Annotated in this window: 16 protein-coding genes; 9 read left to right on the top strand and 7 right to left on the bottom strand. The window is 72.7% G+C overall.

The window, feature by feature from the left end; all coding sequences use genetic code 11:
- Window positions 1-149: 149 nt before the first annotated feature.
- Together JSX79_RS17600 and JSX79_RS17595 are read right to left on the bottom strand one after the other, a co-directional pair.
- Window positions 150-326, bottom strand: coding sequence for a hypothetical protein (locus tag JSX79_RS17600; RefSeq protein ID WP_156794771.1), 177 nt, complete (start codon window positions 324-326; stop codon window positions 150-152).
- Window positions 323-1,126, bottom strand: coding sequence for a class E sortase (locus tag JSX79_RS17595; protein ID WP_229087447.1), 804 nt, complete (start codon window positions 1,124-1,126; stop codon window positions 323-325). The genes JSX79_RS17600 and JSX79_RS17595 overlap by 4 nt, the downstream gene beginning before the upstream one ends.
- 96 nt (window positions 1,127-1,222) lie before the next feature.
- On the opposite strand from JSX79_RS17595, the gene JSX79_RS17590 reads away from it, so the two are divergent.
- Complete coding sequence (locus JSX79_RS17590) at window positions 1,223-1,660, top strand: GNAT family acetyltransferase (RefSeq protein WP_229087446.1); 438 nt, start codon at window positions 1,223-1,225, stop codon at window positions 1,658-1,660.
- 108 nt (window positions 1,661-1,768) lie between these two features.
- Here the strand turns inward: JSX79_RS17590 and JSX79_RS18800 are convergent, their stop codons facing one another.
- Window positions 1,769-2,725: an EamA family transporter gene (locus JSX79_RS18800; protein WP_229087443.1), complete on the bottom strand. Its 957-nt coding sequence runs from the start codon at window positions 2,723-2,725 to the stop codon at window positions 1,769-1,771.
- Window positions 2,726-2,761: 36 nt separating this feature from the next.
- Between JSX79_RS18800 and JSX79_RS18795 the strand changes: the two genes are divergently transcribed.
- The 6 genes from JSX79_RS18795 to JSX79_RS17555 all read left to right on the top strand — a co-directional run bounded on the left by JSX79_RS18795 (window position 2,762) and on the right by JSX79_RS17555 (window position 9,234).
- Complete coding sequence (locus tag JSX79_RS18795; protein ID WP_229087434.1) at window positions 2,762-3,904, top strand: CPBP family intramembrane glutamic endopeptidase; 1,143 nt, start codon at window positions 2,762-2,764, stop codon at window positions 3,902-3,904.
- A 9-nt stretch (window positions 3,905-3,913) separates the two neighbouring features.
- Window positions 3,914-5,761, top strand: a complete 1,848-nt coding sequence (gene recQ / locus JSX79_RS17575) for a DNA helicase RecQ (protein WP_229087428.1) — start codon at window positions 3,914-3,916, stop codon at window positions 5,759-5,761.
- A 79-nt stretch (window positions 5,762-5,840) separates the two neighbouring features.
- Window positions 5,841-6,581 (top strand): lysophospholipid acyltransferase family protein, encoded by a 741-nt coding sequence (locus JSX79_RS17570; RefSeq protein WP_374475769.1) that lies wholly within the window; start codon window positions 5,841-5,843, stop codon window positions 6,579-6,581.
- A gap of 134 nt (window positions 6,582-6,715) precedes the next feature.
- Window positions 6,716-7,075 carry a hypothetical protein gene (locus JSX79_RS17565; protein WP_229087425.1) on the top strand — a complete coding sequence of 120 codons (360 nt, stop codon included), beginning with the start codon at window positions 6,716-6,718 and terminating at the stop codon, window positions 7,073-7,075.
- 20 nt (window positions 7,076-7,095) lie between these two features.
- The gene (locus JSX79_RS17560) at window positions 7,096-8,325 is read left to right on the top strand and encodes a M23 family metallopeptidase (protein WP_229087424.1); all 1,230 of its coding nucleotides are present in this window, start codon (window positions 7,096-7,098) and stop codon (window positions 8,323-8,325) included.
- A 60-nt stretch (window positions 8,326-8,385) separates the two neighbouring features.
- Window positions 8,386-9,234, top strand: a complete 849-nt coding sequence (locus tag JSX79_RS17555; RefSeq protein ID WP_229087421.1) for an NAD(P)-dependent oxidoreductase — start codon at window positions 8,386-8,388, stop codon at window positions 9,232-9,234.
- Here JSX79_RS17555 and JSX79_RS17550 read toward each other — a convergent pair.
- Together JSX79_RS17550 and JSX79_RS17545 are read right to left on the bottom strand one after the other, a co-directional pair.
- On the bottom strand, window positions 9,231-9,491 hold the full coding sequence (locus JSX79_RS17550) for a hypothetical protein (RefSeq protein WP_229087417.1): 261 nt from the start codon (window positions 9,489-9,491) through the stop codon (window positions 9,231-9,233). The two genes, JSX79_RS17555 and JSX79_RS17550, sit on opposite strands and share 4 nt — an antisense overlap.
- Before the next feature lie 9 nt (window positions 9,492-9,500).
- Window positions 9,501-10,031, bottom strand: a complete 531-nt coding sequence (locus JSX79_RS17545) for a MarR family winged helix-turn-helix transcriptional regulator (RefSeq protein WP_070419236.1) — start codon at window positions 10,029-10,031, stop codon at window positions 9,501-9,503.
- Between the two features lie 198 nt (window positions 10,032-10,229).
- Here JSX79_RS17545 and JSX79_RS17540 point away from each other — a divergent pair, with 198 nt between their 5' ends.
- Window positions 10,230-11,126, top strand: a complete 897-nt coding sequence (locus tag JSX79_RS17540) for an alpha-E domain-containing protein (RefSeq protein WP_070416970.1) — start codon at window positions 10,230-10,232, stop codon at window positions 11,124-11,126.
- 82 nt (window positions 11,127-11,208) lie between these two features.
- Here JSX79_RS17540 and JSX79_RS17535 read toward each other — a convergent pair whose 3' ends face one another.
- A complete protein-coding gene (locus JSX79_RS17535; RefSeq protein ID WP_070419235.1) occupies window positions 11,209-12,546 on the bottom strand; it encodes an MFS transporter in 1,338 nt (445 codons plus the stop codon).
- Window positions 12,547-12,551: 5 nt separating this feature from the next.
- Window positions 12,552-12,962 carry a MarR family winged helix-turn-helix transcriptional regulator gene (locus JSX79_RS17530; RefSeq protein WP_070416969.1) on the bottom strand — a complete coding sequence of 137 codons (411 nt, stop codon included), beginning with the start codon at window positions 12,960-12,962 and terminating at the stop codon, window positions 12,552-12,554.
- A gap of 94 nt (window positions 12,963-13,056) precedes the next feature.
- Here JSX79_RS17530 and JSX79_RS17525 point away from each other — a divergent pair, with 94 nt between their 5' ends.
- On the top strand, window positions 13,057-13,809 hold the full coding sequence (locus JSX79_RS17525; protein ID WP_229087406.1) for an SDR family NAD(P)-dependent oxidoreductase: 753 nt from the start codon (window positions 13,057-13,059) through the stop codon (window positions 13,807-13,809).
- Window positions 13,810-14,174 lie beyond the last annotated feature (365 nt).

Genomic DNA, 14,174 nt, shown 5'->3' with positions numbered 1-14,174 from the left:
GTGGTGAGGCGGGGGCGCGCACGCACCCGCCCGCGCCCCCGCCTCACCACCGTGCGAGGTCCCGCGCTCGGTGCGAGGCCCCCGACGTCCCACCGTCAGCGGAACCTCGCACACTGCGGTTCCAGGACGCTCGCGGAGCCCGCCGCGCGTCAGGGCGACGGCGACACGTCCACCGTGCCGTCCGGCGGCGGCAGGATGTCCGCAGCGACCCACGGGAACACGAACGTGAACAGGACCCACACGATCGCCGCGAGGAGCACGAGCAACTCGATCACCTTGAGCGCCGCGGGGCCGGGCAGGATGCGCCAGACGAACGGGAAGATCACTTCGACGTCTCCGAGAGTTCCTTCGGGGTGCCCTCCGACGCGGGCATCCAGTAGTCGAGCTTGGCGTGCGTGACGTACCGCTCCTTCGCCGACCACATCGGGTGGCACGCGGTCAGGGTCAGCCAGCGATCGTCGGCCGTCGGCTCGACCCCCGGCTTGTTCGGCACCGGGGCGATGGTCTCGACGTGGTCGGGCGTGACGATCTGCGAGTCGGTGACCTTGTACACGTACCAGACGTCGAACTTCGTCTTCGCGTCGGTCACCCGCACCACGACGTCGTCGCCGGTCTTGAGCTCGGCGATCTGGTTGAGCGGCTTGCCGTAGGTCACCCGGTGCCCGGCGACGGCGAAGTTGCCCTCGGCGCCCGGCATCGCGGTGTCCTGGTAGTGGCCGAGGCCGATCGTGTTGAGGACCTTCTCGCGGTCGGTGCCCTCGCCTATCGGGCGCTCGTAGTCCTTGCCGAACCGGGGGATCTGCATCGTGCCGAAGACATCGGTGACGTTCGGTGGCTCGGCGAGCACGGGAGCGGGCCCGCGGTGCTCGGTGCCGGTCCCCGAGACGTCCTTCTGCCCGAGGCCGTCGACGAGCTTCGTCTGCTCGTTGACCGCGACGACGTCCGTCCACCACGCCGTCCACACCACGTACAGCCCGGTGCCGGCGCCCGCGATGATGAGCAGCTCGGCGATGAGCGAGACGATGGCGCCACCCACGGTCTGGCGGCGACGCGGTGCCCGTCGTGCAGCACCGGCCGCGCCGTCGCGGCGGTCTCGGCGCGACGGGAGTGTCTCGTGTGCGGTCACGGGGCTCCTGATCCGGATGGGGTGGTCGGACAGGTCTATCAGATCACGACGACGACCCCGTGACGAGGTTGTCCACAGCACCGTTACGGTGAAGTGATGCAGCACCTCCTCCGCCGGTTCGACCCGGCCGACACCGAAGCCGTCGTCGCCCTGTGGCAGGCCTGCGGTCTCGTCCGGCCGTGGAACGAGCCCCGCCGCGACATCGCCCGGAAGCTGTCCGTGCAGCCCGAGCTGTTCCTGGTCGCCGAGGACGCCGACGACCCCGCCCACCCGGTCGTCGGAGCGGGCATGGCCGGGTTCGACGGGCACCGCGGCTGGGTGAACTACCTGGCGGTGCAGCCGGACCTGCAGGGCTCGGGGCTCGGGCGCGCGTTCATGGCGGAGTTCGAGCGACTGCTGACGGACCTCGGCTGCCCGAAGCTCAACCTGCAGGTCCGGGCCGGCAACGAGCAGGTCATCGGCTTCTACGAGGCACTCGGCTACACCGACGACCGCACGGTCTCGCTCGGCAAGCGGCTCATCCCCGACGCCTGACGCCCGCTCCGGCCGCCCCGAGTCTCGGCTCCGCGGACAGTTTCGCGGCTCTGCGAGCACGAAACTGTCCGCTCAGGCGAGACTCGCCCAGTGCGGCGCCGCGACCCCCTACGCGAGCGCCAACCCCACCGCGGCGCCGAACGCCAGCACGATCCCGGCCCACTGCACGGGCGTCAGCCGCTCCCGGAGCACGATCCCGGCGAGCACGACCGTCCCGATCGGGTACAGCGCGTTGAGCACGCTCACCACGGGCAGGGTCGCCGGGTCCTCACTCGAGTGCAGCCCCGCCTGGATGAACACGTTCGCCGCGGCGTCGAGGACGCCGCAGGCGACCACCGTCCACACCAGGCGAGCCGGCCAGCGTCCGCCACCACGGATGCCGGGAGGCGCGGCAGACCCCGGAGCGTCGGCCGACCTCGCGGGGTCTGCCGCGCCTCCAGGGCCCCGCCCCGCGGCCTGCCCCGTGACCGCCGCCCGCCGCGTCACCACGACCGCCGCCGTCCCGAGCAGCACCGCCTGCAGCACCCGCGACACGACCAACGGCGCCACCCCCGCGTCCGACGGCGTCATGTCGTACGCGAGCACGATCCCGCCGAAGCCGCACCCTGCGACGGCCGCCGTCACGAGCCCCACCGCGGTCACCCGCGCACCCGACGTGTCCCGCACCGATGCCACCAGGACCACCGCGAGGACCGCCACCACCAGCGCGACCACCGCGAGGCCCGACAACGCCGTCCCGCGCAACACCGCCACCAGGACCGGCACGACGGCGGCGAAGACGGCGGTCAGCGGCGAGAGCACGCTCATCGGGCCGATCGCCAGCGCGCGGTAGAGGAGGAGGACGCCGATGCCTCCGGACACCCCCGCGACCGCGCCCCACAGGACGGACTCCGCGCCGAACGCACCCCAGACCACCACGAGCCCGACCAGCAGGGGCAGGATCCCGACCGCCGCGGCGACGGCGGCGACGGTCACCGCACGGACACGACGTGACGCGAGGCCGCCGAGGAAGTCGGCGAACCCGTAGACGAGCGCGCCGGACAGGCCGAGGACGACGGTGAGCACGGCTCCCATCCTGCCCGGCCCGGTAGCCTGCGTGGCGTGAGCGTTCCCTACCACCGCCTGCCCCGCGTCGACGCACGCTGGAGGTGGTGGCGCCCGCTCGTGGCGCTGGCGTTCCTCGCGGGCTGGTACTTCGTCTCGCAGGTGATCATCGCCGTCGCGTACTTCGTGCCGATCGGCGCGAACCAGGGGCCGCAGGGGGTCATCGACCTGCAGAACGACCTCGCGAGCGGGGCGCTCGACCCCACCGACCCGGTGGTGCTGTCGCTGTCGCTCGTGTCCCTCGTGGTCCTGCTGCCGGGCATCCTGCTCGCGGTGAAGATCGCGCGCGTCGGTCCCGCCGGGATCCTGTCGTCCACGCGGTTCCGGGTGCGCTGGGGCTGGACGGCCTGGTGTCTCATCCCGACGCTCGTCATCGCGGCGATCATGTTCGTCGTCCAGACCGGGCTCTTCTGGGACGGCGGGATGATCACGACGGACGGTGGCTTCGCCTGGAACCACGCCGCGATCGGCCAGTCGACGGTGTCGCTCGGCACGCTGACCACGACGCTCGTGCTCGTCATCGTGCTCGTGCCGTTCCAGGGCGCGGCGGAGGAGTACATCTTCCGCGGCTTCCTCATGCAGACCATCGGCTCGTGGATCCCGGTCCGCATCGTGGGCACGGTCCTCGCCGTCGCGGTGTCGACCGTCGTGTTCGCCCTGCTGCACATCCCGAACGGCTACAACGTCTGGGGCATCCTCGACGTCGGGTCGTTCGGCCTCATCGCCGCGATCATCGTGCTGCGCACCGGCGGTCTCGAGGCGACCGTGCTGCAGCACGCCTTCAACAACATCATGATCTTCGTGCTGCAGGCGCCGGGGTGGTCGCGGATCGACCTCTCGTCGCAGGACGCCAACGGGACCTGGCAGGGCTGGCTCGTCACCGTCGGTACCTCGCTGCTCTACTGGGGCATGGTCGAGGTGCTCGCGCGGTGGCGCCACCTCGACCGTCGGTTCGCGGGCGCGGCCGCACCGCGGTTCCGTGGTCCGGCACCGGTCTGGGCGGGTGGCGGGCGCTGGTTCGGTCCAGGAGGCACGGGCTGGGCGAGCGCCCCCGCCCGCCTCGACGAGACGGCCGGGTCGGCCGACGGGGCGGACGCAGCACCTGTGGACAACGCCGTGGGTGTCGCCGGTCGGCCGTAGGCTCGTGGCATGAGCACCACGCCCGCGCCCGCCGCCGTGTCTGCTTCCCGAGCCGCCGCGCTCGACGTCCTGCACCGCGTGTGGGGCTACGACGACTTCCGGGGCGAACAGGCCTCGATCATCGACCAGATCGTCACCGGGGGCGACGCGCTCGTCCTCATGCCGACCGGCGGTGGCAAGTCGCTCTGCTACCAGGTGCCGGCGCTCGTGCGGGACGGCGTCGGCGTGGTCGTGTCGCCGCTCATCGCGCTCATGCAGGACCAGGTCGACGCCCTCGCGGCGAACGGCGTCAGGGCCGCGTTCCTCAACTCCACGCAGGGGCCGGACGAACGTGCCCGGGTCGAACGCGCCGTGGTCTCGGGCGAGGTCGACATGCTCTACCTCGCGCCCGAGCGGCTCCGGCTCGAGTCCACGCGCGCACTGCTCGACCGCGCGCAGATCGCCCTGTTCGCCATCGACGAGGCGCACTGCGTCGCCCAGTGGGGCCACGACTTCCGGCCGGACTACCTCGAGCTCAGCGTCCTGCACGAGCGCTGGCCGACCGTGCCGCGCATCGCCCTGACCGCCACCGCGACGCCGCAGACCCACCGCGAGATCTCCGCCCGGCTCGGCCTCGACGACGCCGCGCACTTCGTCGCCGACTTCGACCGGCCGAACATCCAGTACCGCATCGAACCGAAGACCGGGGCGCTGCAGCAGCTCCTCACGTTCATCCGCACCGAGCACAGCGGCGACGCGGGCATCGTGTACTGCCTCTCCCGCAACTCGGTCGAGCGCACCGCGGCCGCGCTGTCCGAGCAGGGGATCCCGGCGCTGCCGTACCACGCCGGTCTCGACGCCAAGGTGCGGGAACGGAACCAGTCCGCGTTCCTGCGCGAGGACGGCGTCGTCATGGTCGCCACCATCGCGTTCGGCATGGGGATCGACAAGCCGGACGTCCGGTTCGTGGCGCACCTCGACCTTCCGAAGTCGGTCGAGGGCTACTACCAGGAGACCGGTCGTGCCGGCCGTGACGGGCTCCCCTCGACCGCCTGGCTGGCGTACGGCCTGAACGACGTCGTGCAGCAGCGCCGGATGATCGACCAGTCCGAGGGCGACGCCGCGCACCGACGGCAGCTCAGCGCGCACCTCGACGCGATGCTCGCCCTGTGCGAGACCATCGAGTGCCGGCGCGTCCGACTGCTCGCGTACTTCGGGCAGGAGAGCACGGCATGCGGCAACTGCGACACCTGCATCGCCCCGCCCGAGTCGTGGGACGGAACGGTCCCGGCGCAGAAGTTCCTCTCCACCGTGGTCCGGCTCGACCGTGAACGCGGGCAGCGGTACGGCGTCTCGCACCTCGTGGACATCCTCGTCGGCAAGCAGTCACCCCGCGTGCAGGAGCTCCGGCACGAGTCCCTCGCCACGTTCGGCATCGGCAGCGACCTGGGCGAAGCGGAGTGGCGCACCGTCGCCCGACAGCTCCTCGCGCAGGGCTACGCGGCGGTGTCCGGCGACGGGTTCGGCACGGTCGTCCTGAGCCCGACGAGCGCCGACGTCCTCGGCGGCCGCGTGCAGGTCCGGATGCGGCGCGACCCGGTGAAGGCTCCCCGGGCCTCCCGCAACCGCCGGACCGTCGTGACGGACATGCCGCAGGAAGCCCTCGGGCTGTTCGAGGCCCTGCGCGCCTGGCGTGCGGCCCAGGCCCGCGAACAGGGCGTCCCGGCGTACGTGGTCTTCAACGACGCGACGCTGCGGGGCATCGCGGCGGTGAAGCCGTCGGACGAAGACCAGCTCGCCGAGATCTCCGGCGTCGGCGGGGCGAAGCTCGAGCGCTACGGCCGTGCGGTGCTCGACGTCGTCGCCGCGGCCGAGTGATCGCGACACATTCCGTGGCGGGCATGCGATCGGGGTCGTGATCACTACACTCGGAGACTCCCGTCACGAGGAGGCCCGTGTGTCCGGATCGTCGAAGTACACCACGCTGAGCCGTGCCTTCGTGGCGCCGCTCGCTCGCATGATCTGGCGGCCGCGGATCATCGGTCGGAAGAACATCCCGAAGCGTGGCCCGGTGATCCTCGCGAGCAACCACCGCTCGTTCATCGACTCCCCGACGATCGGCCTCCTCGCCCCGCGGAAGGTGTTCTTCCTCGCGAAGAAGGAGTACTTCACGGGCAAGGGCTTCCGGGGCACGGTGACGCGGGGCTTCTTCGAGGGCATCGGCGCGATCGGTGTCGAGCGGGGTGCGGGTTCGGCGGCGCAGGAGGCCCTCGACCTCGGGCTCGAGCGGCTCCGGGCCGGCGATGCGTTCGCGATCTACCCCGAGGGCACCCGGTCCCTCGACGGCCGCCTCTACCGGGGCCGCACCGGAGTGGCCTGGCTGGCCCTGACGAGTGGTGCACCCGTGGTGCCCGTCGCCCTCACCGGCACCCAGGACGTCCAGCCGGTGGGGTCGCGCGTCCCGAAGCTCGCGAAGGTCACGGTCGAGTTCGGTACGCCGCTCGACCTCTCCGGCTTCGGAGAGGCCTCGTCCGGCCGGGCTCGTCGTCACGCGACGGACGCCGTGATGGCGGCGATCCAGGAGCTCAGCGGACAGGAGCCCGCGAACGCCTACAACAACCCGCCGGCGACGATCGTCGAACGGGTGCGGCAGGTCCTCCGCCGCGACGACCCGACGGCCGCGGTCGAGCCCGACTGACGAGCGCATACACGAAACATGCTATTGCACATCTGAAATACTGGTGGTTGAATGGAGTCGTGCCCAGGGGCACACTCCGACCGCGTCCCGCCCGAGAACGGGACGCCTGACCACCTGATCGGAAGGCAAGCAGCATGTCCTCCACGCCGCTCTTCGACTCCATCGCCCGCCGTGCCGAACGGCCGACCCCCGCTCCGGCGGCACCGGCAGCTCCGAGCGCGCCGACCATCTCCCGGGCCACGTTCGCCCCCGCGCCGACCTCGCCGATGACCGCCCCGGCCGAGCCGCAGGGCCCCGTGTTCGTCCCGGCGTCGCTCGTCGCCGCGATCGAGGCCATCCCGACGCGCGTGGTCGCCGCGACGACCGCCCACGCGGTGGCTCCGGAGCAGCTCGTCCTGGTCGAGGCCGTCGCCGACGCGATCACCCGCGCCGTGGTGGACGCCGTCGTGACCGAGCTCGAGCGCATCGCCCGCGACGGCGTCGTCCGCGCCTGAGCCGGCCCTCGACGAAGCCGATGTCCACGACGACGGACCGCCTGCCGATGCGCCCGCGGGGCGCCGCTCGCCACGCGGCCAACGCCCCGGCCGGGGTCGAGCCGCTCCCCACCCGTCGTGCTCGCCGTGCCGCAGAGCGTGCGGCGGCGGACCCGACCACCGCGCCCGGCACCGGCACCGGCACCGGCGCCACGCCGCTGCGCGACGCCGCTCCGAGCATCGAGACGCCGGGCACCGACGTTCCGGGCACCGCCAGCCTCCGGCATCCCGATCTCCCCGCGGCGTCGCCCGCGCCGACACCCCCGGCGTCCGAGCCGTCGACCCCGCAGGCAGCCAGACCGTCGGCCCGCCGGGCTGCGTCGGCCCCGCCGGCCGTCCCGGTCGTGTCCCCGACCGTGACGACCGGAGCCGTCACCCACTCGACCACCGGGGCGGCGGTGTCCCCTCCCGCCGCCCCGGTCTCCACCAGCGCAGGGAACCCCCAGCCCCTGCCGTCGCGACGGACGCTGCGCACGGACCAGCCCGCGATCCGCCCCACTGCCCTCGGGCACGCCGTCACCCAGGCGATCACGCTGCCGCTCCGCTCGATCGGCTCCGCCTTCGCGTCCGCACGGGCCGTCCCGCTCACCGCGACCGCCGTCGCCGCGTGCCTGTTCGTCACCGTCGCCACACCGCAGACGGCGACCGCAGCGAGCGTGACGTCCACGCTCCCCGCGCTCGACGTGCAGGAGTACACGACCTCGGCGACGTCGACCGCCCGCGCCGAGCGGGACGGCTTCGCGATCGGCCGGGCACCCGAGCGTCGTGCGGCAGCGGCTCCGACGTCCGAGGCGGCTCCCGGCGCCTCGGTCGCCCGGCCCGTCGCGGGGACGATCCCGGCAGCGGGCGGCTTCGGCTCGCGGTGGGTCAGCGGCTGCGGCGCCTGTTCGACGAACCACCAGGGGCTCGACTTCGCCGCGCGCGAGGGGACGGCCGTCGTCGCGGCGATGTCCGGACGCGTGGTGTCCGCCGGGGTCTTCGGCGGGTACGGCAACCAGGTCCTGCTGCAGCACGCCGACGGCTCCCAGACCCGGTACGGGCACCTCTCCCAGATCGGTGTCCGGGTGGGTCAGACCGTGACGGCGGGGCAGCGCATCGGTGCCGTGGGGAACACCGGCGTCTCGACCGGGTCGCACCTGCACTTCGAGGTCCTCCAGGGTGGCGTGGCGGTCGATCCGGCGGTGTGGCTCCGGGACCGCGGACTGCTCTGACCGACGGCGCGTACCGTCGAACGGGCGACCGCACGGTGCGGCGCAGGGACGGAGACGCGCGTGCGGGTGACGGTACTGGGGACCGGGGCGATGGGTGCCGGGGTGGCTGGGTCGCTGCTCCGCGAGGGCCACACGGTGACCGTGTGGAACCGGAGCGCCGACAAGGCCGCTCCGCTGGGTGAGCAGGGTGCGACCGTGGCGGACGACCCCGGTGCAGCGGTGGCCGATGCCGAGGTCGTGCTGCTCACGCTCTTCGACACGGACGCGGTGGTGGACGTCCTCGAGGCCTCCGCGGGCGACGCCCCGACCGACGCCGTGTGGGTGCAGTGCTCCACGATCGGCGTCGCCGGCACCGAGACCGTCGTGCAGCTCGCCGCGAAGTACGGGATCACCCTCGTCGAGGCGATGATGCTCGGCACGAAGGCACCCGCTGAGCAGGGCACCCTGACGATGCTCGCCGCCGGACCCGCGGACGTGCTCGACCGCATCGACCCGGTGCTCGACGCGATCGGCGCGAAGACCGTGCGTGCGGGGGACCAGGTCGGTGCCGGGACCGCGCTCAAGCTCGCGGCGAACGCCTGGATCGCGTCGATCACAGCCGCCACCGGGCAGTCGCTCGCGGTCGCGAAGTCGCTCGGGCTGGACCCGGCGCTCTTCCTCGAGGCGATCGACGGCAGCGCCAGCGACTCGGTCTACGCGCACACCAAGGGCGGGTCGATCATCGAGGGATCGTTCCCGGCGCAGTTCGCGCTCGACGGTCTCCGGAAGGACATCGGCCTCATCACCGACGCCGCGCGCAGCACGGGGGTGTCGACGGTCCTGCTCGACGCACTGGGCCGGGTCTACGCCGACGCCAGCGCTGCGGGACACGGCGGCGACGACATCGCTGCCGTCGGCACGGCGTTCTAGCGCAGGTCGTCACGTCGGGCCGTGCGGCGCCCGTCCCGTCCGAGGAACCGTCGGAGCGCGTTCGTCAGGCGCCCCACGGTCTCGTCGTTCATCGTGTTGGCGAGGTCGAACGCCTCGCGCGCGGGATCGGCCCCGGCCTGGATCCGACGGAGTGCGGCGTCCGCGCGGGCCCGGGCGTCGAGCTCCGCCAGGGGCATGTCGTCCTCGGGGTCGTGCGGCGCGGGCGTCGCGGTGCCGTCGGTGCCCGTGTCTGCCATGCCAGCAGGCTACGCGGACCGGCTGACGCGGTGCCCACGACCGGCGACGTCGACGCCGTCCACGACGCGGACCATCTCGTCGAGGAACGACACGATGACGGCCATGTCGTCGGTCGACAGGTGCTCGGTCGCCTCGACCGCGCGGGAGTCGAGCTGGTCGATCACCCGGAGCACCTGGCGCATCGAGCCACCGGACGCGGTCAGGATGACGCCGCGACGGTCGTTCGGGTCCGGGTGGCGTTCGACGTGCCCGCTCCGGACGAGCCGGTCGACGAGTGCCGACGTCGACGCCGGAGTGATGTCGAGGTGTTCGGCGAGGTCCTTCGCGTTGACCGTGCGGCCGGCCTCTTCCGCGTCGAGGAGTGCGCGGAGGGCGAGCAGGGCGTTCTCGCCGATGCCCAGTGCCTCACGCGCGCGTCGCTGTGCCGCGCTCTCGGCGCTCCGGTACCTGCGGAGTGCGTTCAGCACGTCCACCGCGTCGACCCGGGAATCCTCGCCGTACCAGAACCCCGCGGCGCTCGTCGTCACCTCGGTACTCATGGTCACAATGCTAGACGCTCTAGTTAGATTGTCTAGCGAGCGCGGAGAGTGGACCGGGGACGCACGCCGGACGTCCAGGATCGGACCCGGCACACGGGCGCACCAGCGGGGTCCGCGCCGAGCCGCAACACCCGTGACGCGGCGACGAAACACCCTCGCAATCCCCGGTCAGTAGGTTCACGGCATGCAGGAGCCGACGTGCTGAGCCGACTCGCGGGGAGCGTGTTCCACGTCGGGAGCGCCGTGGAACGGGCCGAGGTCGTCGCGCGCATGCTCGACGTGTACGTCGCCCGCGGTGAGCCCGCCGGGGTCGAGCACGACCGGGCGGTCGCCGCCGAGCTCCGGGCGGTCGTGGGGGCCGCGGGACCGGCGAACGACCCGGACCGGGCCTCGACGATCGACTCCCTCGCCCTCGACCGGCACGAACCGGCGTCCATCGCGTCGGCCGTCGCGGTCGCGCGGGACAACGCCCGGCGTGCCCGTGAGGTCGTCTCCACCGAACTGTGGGACTGCCTCAACGTCACCCGGTCGCGGATGCCCCGCAAGGTCGCACCCGATCGTGCCCACGAGTTCCTGGCGTGGGTGCGGGAGCGCAGCGCCCTGGCGATCGGGGTCGTCGAGGCTGATGCGAGCCACGACGAGGTCTGGGAGTTCTTCACGCTCGGCCGTGCGCTGCAGCGGTGTTCGGCCACGGCGCGACTGCTCGCGTCGGGGTTGCTCGACCCGGAGTCGGGCGCGTCCTGGACAACGGCGCTCCGGGCGTGCGGCGCCGGCGAGGCGTTCCAGCGCGGCCGCGACCACCACACGCCCGGGCCGGAGGACGCCGCGGCGTTCCTGCTCCTGGACGAGCACAGTCCGCGGTCGCTGCGGTTCCTCGCGCGGCGGGCGGACGAGTGCCTCGCCGACGTGGCGCCGTCGTGCATCGCCGACGAGGTGCGTGCGTTCGCGGACACCCGGGCGGGCCTCGAGTCGGTGTCCGACGACGGCGCGGTGCTGGCAGCCCGCGCCGCGGGGGAGCGGCTCGCGGCGGCGGCGGACCTGGTGGTGCAGGCCCTCGACGAACGCGTCTTCGCCGCGCCCGAACCCGCGCGCTGAGCCGCGCCCTGGACGGACGTGACGACGGACGGGAGGCGCGGTGCGGGGCCGACCCGCGCCTCCCGTCCGTCAGGCGGTCACGTCAGACCGCGCTGGACCGGTCCGCGACCGCCTCGTCGCGCTCCAGGTCCTGCCGCAGCGCCGCGCGCGACGCGCGGGTCCCCACGACCGGCACCGCGTGCGTGATCGCCAGGTGCAGGCGGGTGTCCGCGTCGTACCGCACCCGGAAGCGCTCGTACCGGATGAGCCACACGAGCGCGATCGCCAGGGCCACGAACCCCGATGCCGCGCCGACGGCGATGGCCCAGCGTGGACCCCACGCGTCGGCGACGGCACCGACGATCGGGGCGCCGATGGGGGTGCCGCCCGCGAAGATCGCCATGTAGAGGGCCATCACCCGCCCGCGCATCGCGGGCTTCGTGGTGGTCTGGACGAGGGCGTTCGCGGTCGTCATGAACGTCAGCGACGCGAGCCCGACGAAGACCAGGACGATCGCGAACGACCAGTACGTCGGGGCGACGGCGGCCGCGACGCAGGCCAGGCCGAACCCGGCGGAGGCGACGACGAGCGTGCGCATCCGCGGGCGGTCGCGGCGTGCGGAGAGTAGGGCGCCGGCGACCGAACCGATCGCCATGACCGAGTTGAGCAGGCCGAACTCGCCCGCCCCCTTGTGGAACTCGACGCGGGCCATGGTCGAGGTGAAGATCGGGAAGTTCACGCCGAAGGTCCCGACGACGAAGATCATGCAGAGCACGACGATGATGTCCGGCCGCGTCCGCACGTACTGGAAGCCCGCGAGGATCTGCCCCTTGCCGCGCTTCGGCCGGATCCGCTCGGCGAGCTGTGCGGGGTCGACGAAGCGGAGCGCGATGAGCACGGCCAGGAACGAGGCGGCGTTGATGACGAACACCCAGCCGGAGCCGATCGCCGCGATGAGCACACCGGCGACCGCGGGGCCGATCAGCCTGGCGGCGTTGAAGGAGGCCGAGTTGAGCGCCACGGCGTTGGCGACGTTCTCGCCCTGCACGACGTCGGACACGAAGGCCTGGCGGATCGGGGTGTCGAACGCGGCGACGATGCCGAGCGCGAGGGCGAACCCGTAGAGCGACCAGATCGTGGCGGTGTCGGTCAGCACCATGATGCCGAGCCCCAGGCCGAGGGCGCCCATCAGCCCTTGCGTCAGCATGAGCATCTTGCGCCGGTCGAACCGGTCGGCGGCGAGCCCGGTCAGGGGCAGGAGGAGCAGCTGCGGACCGAACTGCAGGGCCATCGTGATGCCGACCGCGATGGCGTCGTTGTCGGACAGCTTCGTCAGGACGATCCAGTCCTGGGCGGTGCGCTGCATCCAGGTGCCGACGTTGGACACCAGGGCGCCGGCGAACCAGATGCGGTAGTTGCGGCCGGACAGGGAGCGGAACATGGCGGTCACTGCTGGGCCAGCCTCCTCATGATCTCGGTGGCGTCCGCGAGGGTCCGCCGTTCTGCGTCGGTGAGCTCGGCGAGCCGCGGGGTGAGCCAGCCGTCCCGACGACGACGGGTCTCCTCGACGAACGCGGCACCGGCACCGGTCGCCCCGAGCAGGACCTTGCGGCGGTCGTCGCCGTGGTCGCCCTTCGAGACGAGGCCGCGCTCGACGAGGACGGCGATCGTCTTCGTCATCGACGGTGGGGTGACGCCGTCCTGCCGGCTGAGTTCGGCGAGGGTCATCGGGCCGTCGCGGTGCAGTCGGGCGAGCGCGGAGAACTGGGCATCGCTGACGGTGGTGTCGGCCTTCTGCGCACGGAGCGTACGGGAGAGGCGGTTCACCGCGATGCGGAGGTCGGTGGCGTCGGTCACAGGTCGTTAGCCTAGCAAATTAGTTCAGCGAACGAACTGGTTTTCGGGTGTATCGTGCTGTTGAACAACAGGTGTTGTCCAGAGAGAAGGAATCATGTCCGAGTTCGAGGGCAAGGTCGCCATCGTCACCGGTGGCGGCAGCGGCATCGGCGAGGCCGTCGCGAAGGAGCTCGCCGCTGCGGGCGCGACGGTCGTCGTCACCGACATCAAGCTCGACTCCGCACAGCGGGTCGTGACGTCGATCGAGGAAGCCGGCGGGACGGCGAGTGCGTTCGAGGCCAACTCGGCCGTCGCCGCCGACAACGAACGCATGGTGCAGTTCGCCGTGGACACCTACGGAGCCCTGCACCTCGCGGTGAACAACGCCGGCATCGGCGCCGCACCGCAGCCCATCGGCGAGTACGACGTCGCCGCGTGGGACCGCGTGCGCGCGGTGGACCTCGACGGGGTGTTCTACGGCCTCCGCTACGAGATCCCCGCGATGGTCGCCGCCGGCGGTGGCGCGATCGTGAACATGTCGTCGGTGCTCGGCTCGGTCGGCATCGCGCAGAACGCCGCCTACGTGGCGTCGAAGCACGCGCTGGTCGGCCTGACGAAGGTCGCCGCCCTCGAGTACACGGCGCAGGGCGTCCGGACGAACGCGGTCGGCCCGGGCTTCATCGACACGCCGCTCGTGCGCGCGTCGCTCTCGCCCGACGCGCTCACCGCGCTCGAGGCCGAGCACGCGGCGAAGCGCCTCGGCACCGATGCCGAGGTCGCGGCCCTGGTGCTGTTCCTGCTCAGCGACAAGGCGTCCTTCATCAGCGGCAGCTACCACCTCGTCGACGGCGGCTACAGCGCCCACTGAGGCGCTGCGTCCGTGCGCGGGCGCGGGCGCGCCTGCGGGCGCGCCTGCGGGCGCGCCTGCGGGCGCCGCATGGTGAGCAGAAATGGTCGGGTCCGGCGTGCGGACCCGACCTTTTCTGCTCACCGAGCGCGCGCCTGGGTGCGCCTGCAGGGTGCGCGGGCGTTCGCGCGTCCCGCGCCGTCGGACGGGAGGCGCGACGGGCGTGAGCGGGTCTGCACACGCGAGCCGCGCCTCCCGTCACGCATGGTGAGCAGAAACGGTCGGGTCCGGCGTGCGGACCCGACCGTTTCTGCTCACCAAGCGCGCGCCCGCGCGCCCGCGCGCCCGCGCGCCCGCGCGCCCGCGCGCCCGCGCGCCCGCGCGCC

Origin of the sequence: Curtobacterium sp. GD1 (assembly GCF_020882855.1) — a bacterium.
In the GTDB taxonomy this organism is placed as follows: Bacteria; Actinomycetota; Actinomycetes; order Actinomycetales; family Microbacteriaceae; genus Curtobacterium.
The sequence above is the reverse complement of the archived record's forward strand: the minus strand, read 5'-3'. Positions and strand labels throughout refer to the sequence as shown.

Bases quoted from the DNA above. Each gene is read 5' to 3' on its own strand.
- JSX79_RS17590 (WP_229087446.1), top strand. From the start codon at position 1,223: ATGCAGCACCTCCTCCGCCGGTTCGACCCGGCCGACACCGAAGCCGTC.
- recQ (WP_229087428.1), top strand. From the start codon at position 3,914: ATGAGCACCACGCCCGCGCCCGCCGCCGTGTCTGCTTCCCGAGCCGCC.
- JSX79_RS17565 (WP_229087425.1), top strand. From the start codon at position 6,716: ATGTCCTCCACGCCGCTCTTCGACTCCATCGCCCGCCGTGCCGAACGG.
- JSX79_RS17560 (WP_229087424.1), top strand. From the start codon at position 7,096: ATGTCCACGACGACGGACCGCCTGCCGATGCGCCCGCGGGGCGCCGCT.
- JSX79_RS17550 (WP_229087417.1), bottom strand. From the start codon at position 9,491: ATGGCAGACACGGGCACCGACGGCACCGCGACGCCCGCGCCGCACGAC.
- JSX79_RS17545 (WP_070419236.1), bottom strand. From the start codon at position 10,031: ATGAGTACCGAGGTGACGACGAGCGCCGCGGGGTTCTGGTACGGCGAG.
- JSX79_RS17535 (WP_070419235.1), bottom strand. From the start codon at position 12,546: ATGTTCCGCTCCCTGTCCGGCCGCAACTACCGCATCTGGTTCGCCGGC.
- JSX79_RS17525 (WP_229087406.1), top strand. From the start codon at position 13,057: ATGTCCGAGTTCGAGGGCAAGGTCGCCATCGTCACCGGTGGCGGCAGC.